This is a genomic window from uncultured Propionibacterium sp. (assembly GCF_963539965.1).
Classification (GTDB): domain Bacteria; phylum Actinomycetota; class Actinomycetes; order Propionibacteriales; family Propionibacteriaceae; genus Propionibacterium.
Window position 1 is genome coordinate 1 of sequence record NZ_CAUTOU010000015.1, and the last position, 16,106, is coordinate 16,106.

General features: G+C 68.0%; 11 protein-coding genes, 2 tRNA genes and 1 pseudogene. 8 read left to right on the top strand and 6 right to left on the bottom strand.

Translation table 11 applies throughout. From position 1 onward, the window contains the following. Window positions 1-2,199, bottom strand: a 2,199-nt coding sequence (locus tag R2N01_RS04400) for a hybrid sensor histidine kinase/response regulator (RefSeq protein WP_316668842.1), incomplete at its 3' end; no start/stop codon positions are given. On the opposite strand from R2N01_RS04400, the gene R2N01_RS04405 reads away from it, so the two are divergent. Then, window positions 2,198-3,403: an ABC transporter permease gene (locus R2N01_RS04405; protein ID WP_316668844.1), complete on the top strand. Its 1,206-nt coding sequence runs from the start codon at window positions 2,198-2,200 to the stop codon at window positions 3,401-3,403. The two genes, R2N01_RS04400 and R2N01_RS04405, sit on opposite strands and share 2 nt — an antisense overlap. A 126-nt stretch (window positions 3,404-3,529) precedes the next feature. On the opposite strand, the gene R2N01_RS04410 is transcribed toward R2N01_RS04405, so the two are convergent. After that, window positions 3,530-4,627: a beta-propeller fold lactonase family protein gene (locus R2N01_RS04410; RefSeq protein ID WP_316668846.1), complete on the bottom strand. Its 1,098-nt coding sequence runs from the start codon at window positions 4,625-4,627 to the stop codon at window positions 3,530-3,532. Window positions 4,628-4,854: 227 nt separating this feature from the next. Between R2N01_RS04410 and R2N01_RS04415 the strand changes: the two genes are divergently transcribed. Then, window positions 4,855-5,763: a shikimate dehydrogenase gene (locus tag R2N01_RS04415; RefSeq protein WP_316668848.1), complete on the top strand. Its 909-nt coding sequence runs from the start codon at window positions 4,855-4,857 to the stop codon at window positions 5,761-5,763. 73 nt (window positions 5,764-5,836) lie between these two features. Here the strand turns inward: R2N01_RS04415 and R2N01_RS04420 are convergent, their stop codons facing one another. Both R2N01_RS04420 and R2N01_RS04425 read right to left on the bottom strand, forming a co-directional pair. Next, window positions 5,837-6,520: an SDR family oxidoreductase gene (locus R2N01_RS04420; RefSeq protein WP_316668850.1), complete on the bottom strand. Its 684-nt coding sequence runs from the start codon at window positions 6,518-6,520 to the stop codon at window positions 5,837-5,839. 85 nt (window positions 6,521-6,605) lie between these two features. Next, entirely contained in the window at window positions 6,606-7,664 is a 1,059-nt protein-coding gene (locus tag R2N01_RS04425; protein ID WP_316668852.1) for a zinc-binding dehydrogenase, read from the bottom strand. 181 nt (window positions 7,665-7,845) lie between these two features. Between R2N01_RS04425 and R2N01_RS11405 the strand changes: the two are divergent. The 3 genes and pseudogenes from R2N01_RS11405 to R2N01_RS04435 form a co-directional block, all read left to right on the top strand. Further along, window positions 7,846-8,115, top strand: a pseudogene (locus R2N01_RS11405) (bifunctional D-altronate/D-mannonate dehydratase); the annotation flags it as partial. An 8-nt stretch (window positions 8,116-8,123) separates the two neighbouring features. Next, window positions 8,124-9,032: an enolase C-terminal domain-like protein gene (locus tag R2N01_RS04430; protein ID WP_316668855.1), complete on the top strand. Its 909-nt coding sequence runs from the start codon at window positions 8,124-8,126 to the stop codon at window positions 9,030-9,032. 167 nt (window positions 9,033-9,199) lie between these two features. After that, on the top strand, window positions 9,200-10,711 hold the full coding sequence (locus R2N01_RS04435) for an amino acid permease (RefSeq protein WP_316668856.1): 1,512 nt from the start codon (window positions 9,200-9,202) through the stop codon (window positions 10,709-10,711). A gap of 78 nt (window positions 10,712-10,789) precedes the next feature. Here R2N01_RS04435 and R2N01_RS04440 read toward each other — a convergent pair. Together R2N01_RS04440 and R2N01_RS04445 are read right to left on the bottom strand one after the other, a co-directional pair. After that, window positions 10,790-10,865: transfer RNA gene (locus tag R2N01_RS04440), tRNA-Arg, on the bottom strand. A 133-nt stretch (window positions 10,866-10,998) separates the two neighbouring features. Next, window positions 10,999-11,092, bottom strand: a tRNA-Ser gene (locus R2N01_RS04445). Window positions 11,093-11,431: 339 nt separating this feature from the next. Here R2N01_RS04445 and R2N01_RS04450 point away from each other — a divergent pair. From R2N01_RS04450 to R2N01_RS04460, 3 genes are all read left to right on the top strand, one after another. Continuing rightward, window positions 11,432-13,195 carry an LCP family protein gene (locus R2N01_RS04450; protein ID WP_316668858.1) on the top strand — a complete coding sequence of 588 codons (1,764 nt, stop codon included), beginning with the start codon at window positions 11,432-11,434 and terminating at the stop codon, window positions 13,193-13,195. 108 nt (window positions 13,196-13,303) lie between these two features. Further along, window positions 13,304-14,326, top strand: coding sequence for a DNA cytosine methyltransferase (locus R2N01_RS04455; protein ID WP_316668861.1), 1,023 nt, complete (start codon window positions 13,304-13,306; stop codon window positions 14,324-14,326). 12 nt (window positions 14,327-14,338) lie between these two features. Beyond that, window positions 14,339-16,042: an ATP-binding protein gene (locus tag R2N01_RS04460; RefSeq protein WP_316668863.1), complete on the top strand. Its 1,704-nt coding sequence runs from the start codon at window positions 14,339-14,341 to the stop codon at window positions 16,040-16,042. Window positions 16,043-16,106 lie beyond the last annotated feature (64 nt).

The window sequence follows — 16,106 nt, forward strand, 5'->3', positions numbered from 1 at the left end:
GCGGATCGCCTCGGCGAATTCGAAGCCGTTCATCTCCGGCATCTCGATGTCGGTGACGACGATGTCGAACGTATGCCCCGAGCGCAGCGTCGCGAGGCCTTCGATGGCGGAAGCCGCCGTGCGCACCTTGTAGCCGGCCGACTTCAGGACCGGCGCCAGCATGTTGCGGAAGAACGGCGAGTCATCGACCAGCAGCACCGACTGCGTCTGCGCCTCGGTCGCCATCTCCTTGCGGATGAACCAGTCGGCGAAGGCCATCGGCAGGAAGTGGCCGACGTCGATGACTTCGGTCGCCTGGCCCTTGATCACGGCTGAGCCGAGGATGCCGTCCTTGGCGCCGGAGACCTGGATGTGGAGTCGCTCTTCCACGATGTCGATGATCTCGTCGACGACGAGGCCCATCGCGCGAGTCTCGTCGGCGAACACCAGGATCGGCTGCGAGCCCGTGGTCTGCACCGAGACGCCTTCCATCTGCACCAGCGGCATCAGCTGATCGCGGTACTGCACCATGTAGCGGCCATTGGAGATCTCGATCTTGTCGGCCGCGATCTCCTCCAGCCGCGTGACGAGCGCCAGCGGCACCGCCTTGGGCTGCGCCGTGCCGGCGCGGAACACCAGGAGCGAGGTGAGCTGCTCGCCGCCAACAGCATGATGCGCCGCATGCTCGTCGGCGACCGCCTGCGAGGCCGAGCCGGCGGCGCCGAGCGCCTTGGCGATGCCGTTCGGGTCGATGATCATGATGACCGCGCCGTCGCCCAGGATGGTGTTGCCCGAGAACATGTCGATGTGCCGCAGCTTGGTCGACATCGGCTTGACCACGATTTCCTCGGTATGGAACACGCAGTCCACCACGATGCCGAAGGTCTGGTTGCCGACCTGCGTCACCACGATGAAACCGTTCTCCGGATCGGTCGACGAGCCGTCGTCGATCTTCAGGAGCTTCTTCAGATGCATCAGCGGCAAGAGCTTGTTGCGCAGGCGCAGGACGGCGGTGTCCTTGATGCGCTCGATGCGATGCTCGGAATTGGCGCGCGCGCGCACCAGCTCGACCACCGACAATTGCGGGATCGCGAAGCGGTCGCCGCCGGCTTCCACGATCAGCGCCGAGACGATGGCGAGTGTCAGCGGGATCTTGATGGTGACGGAGGACCCCTCGCCGGCCACCGACTTGATATCGATGGTGCCGCCGATCTGGTCGATATTGGTGCGCACCACATCCATGCCGACGCCGCGGCCCGAGACCGAGGTGACGGCGGCGGCCGTCGAGAAGCCCGGCTCGAAGATGAATTTGTGGATCTGCGCTTCCGTCATCTTCTCGAGCTCGGCCTCGGTGACGAGACCGTTCGCGACCGCCTTGGCCTTGATGCGCTCGGTGTTGAGACCGCGGCCATTGTCGGCGATGCAGATGATGATGTGGCCGCCTTCATGATAGGTGGAGAGACGGATCGTGCCCTGCTCGGCCTTGCCGCTCGCGGCGCGCTCGGCCGGCGTCTCCAGGCCATGATCGGCGGAGTTGCGCACCATGTGGGTGAGCGGGTCCTTGATCAGGTCGAGCACCTGGCGGTCGAGCTCGGTGTCGGCGCCGTGCATCTCGAGCTCGATCTGCTTGCCGAGTTCGGTCGCGAGGTCGCGGACGATGCGCGGCAGCTTCTGCCAGGCATTGCCGATTGGCTGCATGCGCGTCTTCATGACGCCCTCCTGCAGTTCGGCGGTGACATTGGACAACCGCTGCAGCGGCACCTTGAACTCGGTGTCCTCGTTGCGGCGGGCGATCTCGAGCAACTGATTGCGCGTCAGCACCAGCTCCGAGACCATCGTCATCAGATGTTCGAGCGTGTCGACATTGACGCGGATCGACTGGTTGGCGACCTTGTCGTTCTCATGCACCTCGCCATCGGCATTGGCCTTGGCGCGCGCCGCCTTTTTGGGGGCTTCGGCTTTGGGCTCCGCCTTTGCCTCGACCTTGGCCGGCTCGGACTTCGGCGCGGGCGCGGCCGCTTTGGGCTCCGGCGCCTTCTCATGCGCGGGCGGCGTCTCGATCGCAGTCTCGCGGAAGGCGCGCTCCAGCTCGTCGAGCGACACCTCGCCCGGACGCAGCGGACGCTCCAGGGTCTGGTCGATCAAGGAGCCCTGCGTCACCGCGGGCGCGGCCGGCGGCGCTGCGGGCGCGGCCGGCACGAGCGGCGACACGGCGCGCATGACGGCCACCCTGCTCACCGCGATGACGGGCGCGGGCCTGGCCTTCCTGGGCGTCATCGTCCTCGGGCGGGGCCTCATCCCGGCCCTGGCCAGGCTCCTCGGCTCCCCGCTCAGGCGCGCCAGCGTCCCCGGCGACCTGGCCGTGGCGAACTCGCGCCGCAACCCGGGCCGGGCGGCCGCCACGGCGAACGCCCTGCTCATCGGCGTCGCCCTGATCGGCACGCTCACGGTGGGCGCCGCCTGCTCGCAGGCCACGATCGACCGCGAACTCGGCAACCAGTTCCCGCAGGACGCCGTGATCGACGCCTCCGGCGATGTCAGCGACAGCGTGCTGACCCAGGTGCGCGACACGCAGGATGTGACCGGCGCCGAGCGCGTCACCACCGTCCAGGCGCAGGCCGACGCCCAGGGCGCCCCCAAGGACGTGACCGTCGTGGGCGTCTCGCAGGCGGCCGCCCAGGTCTCGCGGGCCCCCCAGCGCTACGAGGGGGCGGCCGACGACAAGTTCCTCACCAGCAGCACCGACTTCACCGACGGCCAGAGGGTCACGGTGAGCCACGACGGCCGCAGCGTCGAGCTGACCGCCGACGTCGATTCCTCGTACCCGGGCTCCCTGATCGTCACCCCGGCGACGATGGCCCGGCTGGCCCCGGACGCCACGACCGTCGTGTGGGTGCGCTACGCCGACAAGGCGGACGCCCAGAGGGTGACGAGCCAGATCGGCAGGATCGACGCCCTGAAGAACGCCTCGATCAACAGCGGCGCCGCACAGCGCGCCCAGTACCAGCAGCTGATCGACATCGTGCTCCTGGTGGCCATGGCCCTGCTCGCGATGGCCGTGCTCATCGCGGTGGTCGGCGTGGGCAACACGCTGAGCCTGTCGGTGCTGGAGCGCGCCCAGGAGCTCGGCCTGCTGCGGGCGCTGGGCATGACGAGATCCCAGGTGCGCTCGATGGTCGGCTGGGAGTCGGTGACGCTGGCCGCCGTGGCGACCGTCGTCGGCCTCGTGCTCGGCGTGGTCTTCGGCACCGTCGGGGCGAAGTCGCTGCTCGCCTCGCCCAGCATCTCCATGGTCGTCAGCCTGCCGTGGCTGCGTCTGGGGCTCATCGCGGTGGTCGCCCTGCTGGCCGGCTGGCTGGCCTCGCTGGCCCCGGCCTCACGGGCGGTGAGGGTGGCGCCCTCGGCGGCCCTGGCCGCCGAATGACCAACCGGTCGGCCCCGGCCGCCGAATGATCCGGTCGCCGTCTCGTCCGCCGCGGGGGAATCGGCCCGCGGCGGACGACCCGCGCGATCACGCCGGTGCCCCGGCCGAGAACGGGTCCGCGGGCGATCAGCCGTGCGGCATGCGGCTCCCGCCGCTGCGGCCGCCGTCTCCGGACGGGAGCGGCACGGACTCCATCCAGATGGGGCCGCCCAGGTCGTCGACGACGGCCGCCTCGCGCAGGCCCCGCGCATCGGCCCGGTAGATGCTGGCCGTCCGGCCGAGCTCGCTGCCGACGATGACCAGGTGCGGCCCGATCAGGCCCATGCCGCGCGGCTGAGGCTGGGTACCCAGCTGGGCGAACCGGACGCCGAAACCGCCGTCGGGGTCCAGGGCGGTCATCGTCAGCGTCGAGGCGCGGCGCTCGGAGGCGACCGCCCAGGTCCCGTCGGGGCCGATGACCAGGTCGGAGGCCCAGATGCGGTGATCGGTCTCGTCGGCGGTGGGTTCGCGCCCCGGCGGCACGTAGACGCCGTGGCGCAGCCCGGCATCGGGCGCGACGCAGCTCATGGTGCTGCCGCTCGGCGCGAGCGCCCCGCTGACGGGGTCGCGCCGGAAATGGACGACGCGCCCGCCGAGCTCCTCGATGACGTAGAGCGAGGAGCCGTCGGGCGAGAAGCGGATGTGGCGCGGACCGGCCTCGCGCCCGAAGCCGGCGGCGAGCGACCCGTCGGGCACCAGCTCCCCGTCGGCGACGCGGAAGCCGACCACGGAGTCCTCCCCGAGCAGGCTCATGTAGACGTGACGGCCGTCCGGGTCCGCCACGATGCAGTGCGGCTGGCGTCCGGTGCCGCTCACCCGCCAGCTGGAGGCGTCGACGAGGCCATCGGAGCCGATGCGCGCGCAGGCCAGCCGGCACTGCGCGTAGCTGACGGCCATGAGCAGATCACCGACGACGCTCATGTAGGTCTGGGCGATCGGGCACTCGACGGTGGCGATCAGACGCGTCGATCCGTCGGGGGCCCAGGACAGGGCGGCGATGCTGTGCGGGTCCCCCCCGTTGCCGACGTGCAGCAGCCGGCGGGCGGCGTCGACCACGACGGGCATGGGGCGCGGGCCCGTGGCGGTGCGCCCCACGCGCTGCACGAGGCCCGACCCGTCGTCGACGACGAGCGAGGTCAGCACGCCGTCGAGGCGCCCGACGACGAAACACAGGTGCTTGGTCATGGCCCCAACCTAACAGGACGGCCGGCCCCCGGACCGGATCCGAGGTCCGCCCCGACCACGGCACGGGTCCGGCCGACGTCTCGTGGGCCCCGCCGGACCCCGGGGCCCGGCTGCGCGGCGGGATCGGCGAGCACCCGGCCCGGGCCCGGTGATCCGCCGGCCCTTCGAGGATGACGCCCGGGCCGCTCACCGGCTAGGCTGCCTGAATCCGGACACCGGAGGAGATCATGACCGAGCCAACGTCCATCCAGCACCGCTGCGCCGTGATCGGCCACCCGGCCCTGCACTCCCTGTCGCCGGCCCTGCACACCGCCGCCTACGAGCAGCTCGGCCTGCACGGCTGGCAGTACGAGGCGATCGATGTCGCCCCCGGGCACCTGGACGAGTTCCTGGCCGGCCTGGACGGGAGCTGGGCGGGCCTGTCGGTGACGATGCCGTTCAAGTCCGGGATCATCGCCCACGGCGAGCCCGAACCGCTCGTCACCGCCCTGAACGCCGCGAACACGATCATCTTCGGCGAGCCCAACAGGTGCTACAACACGGACGTCCCGGGCATGGTCGATGCGCTCGCCCACCGCGGCCTGACGAGCGCCGGCAGTGCGGTCCTGCTGGGCGCCGGCGCCACCGCCCGCAGCGCCCTGGCCGCCCTGTCGCGCATCGGCGTCGAGCACGTCGAGGTCGTCGCCCGCAGCGCCGGGCGCGCCCATGCCAGCCTCGACGAGGTGGCCTCCCACTACGGCATCGGGTTGAGCCTCACCGACTGGGAGGAGCTGGCCGGGCTGGGCGCCGACCGGGCCGATCTGCTGCTGTCGTCCGTCCCGGTCGACTTCAGCGGCGAGGAGGCCGAACGGATCGTCCGGGCGGCCCCGGCCGTCTTCGACATCGTCTACCTCCGCTACCCCTCGGCCCTCTCCGAGGCGGCGGTCTCGAGCGGGCGGGTGAGCGTGGACGGCGTCGATCTGCTCGTCTTCCAGGGCATCGAGCAGGTGCGCCTCATGACGGGGAGGACCCCGTCGCAGGAGCCCCTGCTGGCCGCGTGCGCCGCCGAGGTGGCCCGGCGCGCGCGGACCGGCGCCGGGCCCGGAAGCGGCGTCGTGAGCGCCGGGCCCCGTGACATGCGCGCCCCGGCGCTGTGAGCGCCGTTCATGGACGGCCCGGGGCGTGTTCTCGGGCGCGCCCTGCTGGCCCCGCGGTGGGCCCGGATCCGCGTCACCGGGTGGGCCTGACCGAGAGCATGTCGATGCTGGCGCCGGGGTCCATCGTCAGGGCGAGCCTGACGGTGCGAGCGACGTCGTGCGGGGCCAGATAGCGCTCGGGCTCGTAGGGGTTGCCCAGCTCTGCCTGCATGGCCACCTGCATGTCGGTGTCGACCTTGCCGGGGTGGATCGAGGTGACGCGCACGGCGCCGGCCTCCTCGGCGCGCAGGCCGTCGGCGACGGCGATGAGCGCGCGCTTGGACGCCGAATAGCAGGCGTCGTTGCCGCGGGTGTGGAAGCCGCCGCCGGAGTTGATGAAGACGACCTGGCCGGCCCGGGAGCGCAGGGCCGGCAGGAGGAGGCGGGTCAGCAGGGCCGGAGCGATGACGTTGATCTCGAACTCGGCGCGCCACTGCTCGGCAGTGAGATCGGCGATGCGCCCCAGCGTGGTCTGGCCGGCGCACGGGACGAGGGCGTCGAGCCCGGTGACGCGCGAGGCGGCCCCGGTGAGGGCGTCGCCGTCGAGCACGTCGGCGACGAAGGGCTCGGCGCTGGGCAGGGACTCGACCAGGGCGTTCACCGCGTCGGGACGGCGCCCGCCGACGATGACGTGCCAGTCGGGGGCCAGCTCCTCGGCGATCGCACGGCCGATGCCGCGGGTCGCACCGGTGATCAGGACACTCTTGCGCTCAGTCATGGGCCAAGCCTAGGGGCGTGCGCACCGGAGCGCACGCCCCTAGGCCACCGCCCACTCCACCGGCCGGCCAGCGGACGGCAACGGCTCACCCGGTGATGATCACGATCTTGCCGCCGCCGGTCCCGTCCTCGAGCATCTGGTGGGCCTCGGGCACCTCGTCCAGGCTCATGACGCGGCCGACCGGCACGCCCACCCGGCCCGCTGCGGCGTCGTCCAGGAAGCGCTGCAGCACCTCGGCGGGCAGGTCGGCGGCCTCGCCGGAGTACGCGGTGAGCCGCACCCCGTTGGGCAGGAAGTCGATCGGGTAGAAGTCGGGCACCGACCACTCGTGCGAGACCATGCCGGTGAAGCAGCACACGCCCCCGGGGCGACCGGGACCGCCGCGGCGCAGCGCCCGCACGGTGTCGCGCAGGGTCGTGGCGCCGATGAGTTCGACGGCGCAGTCGACGCCACCGGGCACGAGACGGCGCACCCGCCCGGCGACGTCCCCGTCGTCGATCACCACGTGGTCGACGCCCACCGCGGCCAGCCGGTCGGCGCCGGCCGGGCGCCGCGTGGTGGCCAGCACCGTCATGCCCCGCTGCTTCGCCAGGACCGCCAGCGCCATGCCGACCGAGGTCGTCCCGCCGCGCACGAGCAGGCTCTGACCGGGACGCCCGTCGCAGCCGGTGGTGAGCGAGCCGTACGCGGTCTGGAGCATTTCGGGGACGGCGCCGATCGTGCCCCAGTCCAGGTCCGAGTCGAAGGCGCTGACCTGGCCGGCCGGGACGCACGTGTACTGCGCATAGCCGCCGTCGTACTCGCGGCCCATGCCGCCCATCATCGCGGCGACCCTGGTGCCGGGGGACAGGGCGCCGGTCGTGTCCAGGTCGACCTCGCCGACCGCCTCGATGCCGAGCACCCGCGGGAAGGCGACCGCGTCGCCCGACATGCCCAGCCGCGTCATGAGCTCGGAGTGATTGAGCCCGAAGGCCCGCACGCGGATGCGCACCCAGCCGGGAGCCGGCACGGGCACCGGGAGCTCGCGCACCCGAAGGTTAGTGGCGGGCCCGGGCCCGTCGAGGACGACGGCCCGCATCGTCGCGGGGACCCCGCCGGCCCCGGGCGAGCCCGCCGGCACGATCCCGTCGTCCGGCTCGGGCATGCGGCGCTCCTCTCGTCCCCTCCAGTGTGTCCCGCGTACGTCCCGCGACGCGGGTCCGACCCGCCCGGCCGACGAGTTCGGCCGGCCCGAGCAGCCCGGCAGTTCCTTCACCAGCCTACGCCCGGGAACGACGAGCACTAGGTTTTGCGTTGAGCGAACAGTCCATTTCTCAAGGAGAAACATGAGGATCCAGGCCATCAACGTCCTGCTGTGCTCGCCGGGGCTCGCCTTCTGCACCGTGCGGATCACCACCGACGACGGCGCCGTCGGCTACGGCGACGGCACGCTGAACGGCCGCGAACTGGCCGTCGCCTCCTATCTCACCGACCACCTGGCCCCGGCCCTGATCGGTTTCGACGCCAGCCGCATCAACGACATCTGGCAGTACTGCTACAAGGGGGCCTACTGGCGCCGCGGCCCGGTCACCATGTCGGCGATCTCCGCCATCGACCAAGCCCTGTGGGACCTCAACGCCAAGGCCCTGGGCGTACCGGTCCACCGTCTGCTCGGCGGCCGGGCACGCGACTGCATCACCGTCTACCGGCACTGCACCGGCCACACCGTCGAAGCGGCCGTGGAGGACGCCGGGGCCAGGCTCGCCGAGGGGTACCGGGCCGTCCGCGTCCAGGCGCAGGTGCCCGGCGTGGACACCGCGCCTACGGCGTCGCCAGGGGCGACGAGGAGTACGAACCCGCCGGCAGCGCCCTGCCGGAGGTCGAGGAGTGGCACACCGGCGCCTATCTGGACTTCCTGCCGGAGCTCGTCAGGGCCGTCCGGGACGAGCTCGGCTACGGCTTCGAGCTGCTGCACGACGGCCACCACCGCCTCGCCCCGAGCCAGGCCGGCTGGCTGGGCCGCCGGCTCGAGCCCTACCGGATGTTCTGGCTCGAGGACCCCGTGCCCGAGGAGGACCAGCAGGCCTTCGCCACCGTTCGCGGTCTCACCAGCTGCCCGATCGCCGTCGGCGAGGTCTGGAACAGCGTGCACGACTGCCACCACGCGATCAGCAACCGGCTGATCGACTACATCCGCATCCCGGTCACCCATGGCGGCGGCCTGACGCACCTGCGCCAGATCCTCGCGCTGGCCGACGTCTACGACGTCCGCTCGGGCATGCAGGGCGCCTCCGACATCTCCCCGATCGGCCAGGGAGCGAATTTCGCGCTCGACTGGACGATCCCCAACTTCGGCATGCAGGAGTACAGGCTACCCCGAGGACACCTGGAGGGTCTTCACGCCCCATTACAGCCTCGAGAACGGCGTCATCACGCTGGACGACGCCCCCGGCCTGGGCGTCGACTTCGACGAGGAGGCCGCGGCCGAGCACCCGTACGCGCCCAGGTCGCTGCCGGTGAACCGTCTGCGTGACGGCGGCATGCACGACTGGTGAGCGGGACGGAGGCGGGACTCCAGTGCGTCTGCACGTCCACGCGCGTCCCCGCGGCTGCACGGCGCGCCCGGACGGACCGCTGTTTCGCCCACAGCGTTCACGGGCACCTGCAAATACCTTCACGTCGAGGTACTAACGTGCTCTCGTGAGCAGACACGGAGCGCTTCGCCTGAAGCCGATCGAGGACATCCTCGCCCAGCAGTCCGCAGATGCTGCCGCCGATGCCGTCTCCCCCGGGGTCCTCAAGCGCCAACTGACCGTGCGCGACCTGCTCGGCCTGGGCATCGGCATGGTCATCGGGACCGGTATCTTCACCCTGACCGGCATCGAGGCCCGCAACCACGCCAGCCCGGCCGTCACCATCTCGTACGCGCTGGCCGGGTTCATCGCCCTGCTGGCGGCGCTGTGCTACTGCGAGATGGCCTCGGCCGTCCCGACCGCGGGCTCGGCCTACACCTACGCCTATGCGACGCTCGGCGAGATCTTCGCCTGGATCATCGGCTGGGACCTCGTACTCGAGTTCGCGCTCGGCGCCGGCGTCGTCTCGCGCGGCTGGTCCGGCTACCTCAAGTCGCTGTTCGGCCTGCCGGACGCCTTCTTCGGCGAGACATCGAGGATCAACCTGGGCGGCGTCTTCATCGCGGTACTGCTCGGCCTCATCGCGATGATCGGCGCCAAGGAGTCGGCACGCGTGACGAACACCCTCGTCGTCATAAAGGTGACCATCTGCGTCTTCATCATCGCGGTGGGCCTGTTCTTCATCAGGGCGGCCAACTACAGCCCGTTCATCCCGGCCCCGGCGGCCACCACCGAGGACGGCCGGACCGGCTGGGAGACGAGCCTGGTGCAGGCCGTCACCGGCGTCTCGCCGTCCACCTTCGGACTGGCCGGCATCCTCACCGCGGCCGCCGTCGTCTTCTTCGCCTACTCGGGCTTCGAGGTCGTCGCCAACATGGGCGAGGAGACGAGGGACCCGCAGCGCGACCTGGTGCGCGGCGTGCTCGGCACGCTGGGCATCTGCACCGGCCTGTACGTGGCGGTCTGCCTCGTCGTCACCGGCATGGTCAAGTACGCCGACATCGACGAGGGCGCCCCGGTCGCCGAGGCCTTCAAGTCGGTTGGCCTGGGCTGGGCCGGCGCGCTCATCGCCGTCGCCGCCATCTGCGGTCTGACCTCGGTGATCCTGGTCGACATCGTCGGCATGGGACGCATCGCCTTCGCCATGGGCCGTGACGGTCTGCTGCCGATGTCGGTGGCCAGGGTGCACCCGAGGTGGGGCACGCCCTACCGTGTCATCGCCCTTACGACCGCCCTGGTCGCCGCCCTGGCCGGCTTCGTCCCGCTGCGGGCCCTGGCCGACATGGTCTCGATCGGCACGCTGTTCGCCTTCGTAGTGGTCAGCGCGGCCGTCCCGATCCTGCGCCGCACGCGCCCCGATCTGGAGCGCCCCTTCAGGGTGCCGTTCTCGCCGGTACTGCCGATCGCCTCCGTGCTGGCCTGCCTGTACATGATGATGAACCTGTCGCTCGCCACCTGGATGCGCTTCCTGGTGTGGATGGCCATCGGCCTGGTGATCTACCTCGGCTACGGCAGACGCCACGCGCTGGCCCGCCGCCACGAGCGGGAGCAGGACGCGGAGGTCGCCACCACCGGTTGAGCGGGCGCGCCGGGGACGGCGCGCGATCCGAGCAGGCCCCGGGCACGGAAAGGACCCCGCGCGGAGCGGGGCCCTGGATGGCGCACCCAGAGGGAGTCGAACCCCCAACCTTCTGATCCGTAGTCAGATGCTCTATCCATTAAGCTATGGGTGCCTGCCTGACGGCGGATAAGAACAATACCCCTCCCGGCCCGGAATCTCCAGTCGGGCCCCGGCCGGACCGGGCATGATGCTGAAGACGCCAGCCCTGGAGCGGCCCGCCGGGGCACGGCGGGCCGCTCCAGGGCTGGCGGAGGTGGCGGGATTCGAACCCGCGATGGGATGTGAGTCCCAAACCCGCTTAGCAGGCGGGCGCCATAGACCGGACTAGGCGACACCTCCAGCGGCCTCCAACCATATCCGCTGCGGGCCCACCGGGCAAAGCGCCCGACTGGCCCGCGCGCCGGTCCCCTCCACCCCCGGTCACGGTCCCGTACCCGGGCGCCCGGATCCGTCGCACACGCGCTCCCGGGGTCGGAGCCGCGAGCCCGCACGGAGCAGACCGGCACCGCCAGGCCCGTGCCCGGACGCGCTGCGGCGCGGCGCGCCTCGTCCACAGATGCGCAAGGCATCATGGATGGTCAGAGATCAGAGAATCGGGGGATGCCCACCCGATCAGCCCCGCCCAGGGCACGACCGAACCGGTTCCTCCCCGCCGGCCAGCACGACCAAGAAGGTGTCATGGCAGACCACGACAACGATGACAACTCGCGCGGCGGACGCCCCCGCCGGGCGGCGGACGACGACGCCTACGTCCCCCGGTACGCGCGCCCCGACGACCCGACCGAGAAGACCCACCGCAGCGACGAGCTCTTCGACGTCGAGGAGGTCGGCCTTCGCGAGGGCGGGCGCGCGGCCCACGGCGCCGGCAACCCGCTGTACGACCGTTCGGCCGGCTTCGGCAAGACGCTGATCCGCACCACCCTCGGCTCGATCATCCCGGGGCTGGGTCTCATCGGCACCCGCCGCACCCTCGTCGGGCTGCTGCTCTTCGCGCTGAGCATCATCGCCGGCGGCGCAGTGGCCATCATCGCCTTCACGCACCGCAGAACGCTGGTGTCGATCGTCGCGAACTCCGACCGCCTGCTGGTCATCGCCGCGATACTGCTCGTCAGCGCGCTGCTGTGGGTCGTCATCATCACCGGCACCTACCTGGTCTCGCGGCCGCGCCGCATGTCCCGCGCCCAGCGCCTGGTCGGCGCCGCCGTCGTCTTCCTCATGTCCCTCGCGGTGGCCACGCCGACGGCCGTCGCCTCGGCCTACGCACTGCAGACGAGCATCGTGCTCGGCAACATCTTCGGCTCGGGCTCGCGCTCGCAGACCCGACCGAACGTCAGCGGCGACAACCCGTGGGCCGGCATGAACCGTCTCAACATCCTGCTCATCGGCGCCGACTCGGGCGAGAACCGCGACGACGAGCTGGGGATCCGCACCGACACGCTCATGCTGGCCTCGATCGACACCGCCACCGGCGACACCGTGATCGTCCAGCTGCCGCGCAACCTCGAGAACGTGCCCTTCCCGGAGGGCAGCGCCCTGGCGAAGGCCTACCCCAAGGGCCGCGTCTGGGACGGCTCCTCGGACAGCGAGGACTCCTATCTGCTCAACGCCATCTGGGAGGAGGTGCCCAAGGAGCACCCCGAGCTCTTCACCGACACCGACTACCCGGGCGCCGACGCCACGAAACTGGCCGTCCAGGGCATCACCGGCCTCGAGGTCGACTACTTCATGATGGTCAACATCGACGGCATCCAGACACTCATCGACGCCATGGGCGGCGTCACAGTGAACATCAACTTCCCGATCGCCAGGGGCGGGCACGTGGACGGCTACGGCGACGAGGAGTGCGGCGTCGACGGCTATCTGAACGTCGGCCCCGATCAGTTGCTGAACGGCACCGACGCCATGTGGTACGCCCGCAGCCGCTGCAACGACCCCGACTACGACTACGGCCGGATGCGCCGGCAGAGCTGCCTGGTGAACGCCATCATCAAGCAGGTCAACCCGCAGACGCTGCTCACCCGCTACGAGGCGATCGCCGCCGCCAGCGAGAACATGATGAGCACCGACATCCCGCAGGACCTGCTCGACAACCTGGCCAATCTGGCCCTGACCGTCAAGGACGGCACGGTCAGCCGCCTGCTCATCTCGCAGGACCTGTCCGGGGCGGGCGCCTCGGGCGCCCTCGAGGTCGACCCCGGAGACCCCGACTACGACGCGATCCGTGCGGCCGTGGCCGACGCCATCTCCCTGAGCGAGAACGGCGGCACGGCCCCCTCGGCCGGCGCATCGGCCGCCGCGACGGGCGGGGCCGGGACGAGCAGCAGCGCCCCGGCCCGCGACGGGTCCCCCGGCTACGGCGAGGAGACCTCGGCCTCCAGCGCGACCACGAGCGCCACCGCCGAGGACGTCTCGGACGCCTGCGCGTACAACCCGGTGAGCTGACCCCCACATGCGCGATGCGGATCCCATGAACAACAGGAGACATCGTCAAATTCTCCAGCAAGACACGGATAACGGGTAAGAGCAATGCACCCTTCCCGAGTCGAAGCAGTGGATCTGTTCTGCGGAGCTGGTGGATTGTCCTATGGCCTCATGCAGGCGGGCATCGAGATCCGCGCAGGCATCGATGTCAATCCTCAATGCCGCTACCCCTTCGAAACCAACTTGGGGGCGACCTTCTACGAAATGTCCGTCCGGGACATCAGCGCCCACGACATCCAAAGCATGTGGTCGAAGGGCTCCGCACGCCTTCTCGCCGGCTGTGCGCCATGTCAGCCCTTCTCCTCGCAGCGCCGAGGCGCCGATTCCAAGAAACACTCAGCATGGAACCTCTTGCTTGAGTTCGGTCGACTAGCACAAGAAATACGCCCCGAATACTTAACGATGGAAAACGTAGCACCCCTCAGGAAGCAAGAAGTGTTTCACCATTTCTTGAAAGACCTGTCTTCAAAAGGCTATTACATCGATTACGATGTTTTGAAAGCAGAGCAGTACGGGTTGCCCCAGCGCCGTCGGCGTCTGGTTCTCATCGCATCCAGAAAAGGGCCTATCGCTCTGCCCAAGAAATGGGTTTCCCGAGAAGATGAAACCACTGTGGTCCAGGCCCTGGCCGGCCTTCCCCCTCTGCAAGCAGGTGAGGTCGACCCTGATGACCCTCTTCACCGCGCACGAAAATTGTCCCCGATTAACGTTGCGCGCATCCGCGCATCAAAACCAGGTGGGACTTGGGAGGACTGGCCGGAAGAATTGAGAGCGCCATGTCACACTCGCTCCTCGGGGAAGTCTTTCGGCTCTTTTTACGGAGTGATGAATCCCGGGGAGCCCGCCCCGACAATAACAACTGAATTTTTCAATTACGGATCCGGACGATTCGGTCACCCCTACCAATCACGGACAATCACCCCACGAGAGGCCGCCATTCTCCAAGGATTCCCCCGTGACTACTCGTTCATCCCACCGAACAATCCCGCCCACTTCACAACCTTGGGGAAAATGATCGGAAATGCCGTCCCCCCAGTTCTCGGTTTTCTCGTAGGGAAAAGAATTATTGAAGATGCTTCCAACCATGATTGAGGCGAACTCCTGATGTCCATCTCCGCAGTCGCACCGCAGCCATCCGATCCGTTCAAATTCGAGTTCTCGCTCACTGTGCTCAACCACTTGGGGCGGCAACTTTATAGAAACTTCATCACCGTCCTCGGCGAAGCCATATCGAACGCCTGGGACGCCGATGCTGAAAACGTCTGGATCAACATAGACCATGAGAACCGAATGATGATCATCCGCGACGATGGCACCGGAATGACTCGTGATGACATCCAGAACAAGTTTCTTAAGATCGGATACTCGAAGCGGAAAGACGGTTCCACCAAGACGCCCCGCGGTCGACCCTATATCGGAGCAAAAGGAATCGGGAAACTCGCGCTGCTCTCCTGCGCAGATTCGGTCACGATCGTGTCGAGGACAGGAAATGGAGCCTCATTCGGGTGCACCATCGACAACAATGTCATCGATGAGGCGATCGACGAGGACAGGAGCAGCCAGGAAGTGACACTCCCCGACCCGACTGAGCAGGATCTTCACCGTTTGGACGCCCAAGACCATGGGACAGCGATTCTCTTCAAAAAGGTCAGAATGTCGAACTCCACAGATGAATTTCTTCGCAAGGCCCTTGCCCTGTTCTACAGGTTTTCACTGGTAGACGACTCTTTCAGCATCTTTCTCAACGATGCTGAAATCACCGTATCCGACGCCAAGGAGTTGGCCGAATCGACACAGTATCTTTGGAGAATAGGGGATTCTTTCAAGGATCCATTCTTGGAATTGGTGCGCCCCTCCCGCGAAGGAACACCATTAAAAATATCCGAGGCACGCGGATTCCTGGCCACTGTGGCGAAACCTCGCGACCTGATAGTATTCGGGGCCAAGGAGAAGGTCGGCGTGGACCTGTTCGTGAACGGAAGACTCCGTGAGCGGGACATTCTCTCACATCGGCCGAGTGCACGAGTTCCTGCGCAGTACATCTACGGTCAGATCCATATGGATGTATTGGACTCCGGAACCAATGACCCCTTCACTTCGAATCGCGAATCGATCAAGGAGGACGATCCTCGATTCAATGAATTGTTGAATGAGCTCAGCCGAGTGGTCAATCAAATCTATGCTGAATGGGATGATTTGCGGATCGAGGACAGGCAGGACGGGGATGACGACAATCCGAAGCGCACCAAGAAGAAACGAGCCGCCCTTCGATTGACGAAGGAGCAGACCAAGGAGCTGTTCCCCGAAACTGGCACAGCGAAGTCCAAGAAGTCCAGAAAGGCTTTTGATGAATTACTCGAAAAAGCGGAAGGGGATTTGATTGAATCACTCGACGACTACAGTCACATATATATTCTGGAGAATTTGATGCGGCAGATAGCCACGCAATACTCGATGAAGCTCAGCAAGACGGAGGAAAAAGAGGCGGATAAGAATAAGAGTCGAGCGACCGAGAATTTCTCCGGTTCAGGGTTGAGGGAAAAATGCCGCTCTTCGGAGAACAGATTGTGGTACCTCGGTCTAGCGGATCTCCTGAAGGTGGTCGATCGAGGGACCAAACCCCAGGGCAACAACACCCCACTGAAGTCTCAACTGGAATCAATCAGATATCTTCGGAACATTGTCATGCACACCGCGGGCCTCACCACCTACGGCAGGAGACAGCTCGAATCCCGCAAAGAAGCCATTGCAGCGAATCTTAAAACGATCATAATAGACCGAGAAAATCTTCAAAGGAACTCAAGTTGACACCTTCTACGACTTGAGTACAGCTCAACCTGAAATCCCGGGCGGGAATTCTGCCACAAGGCCA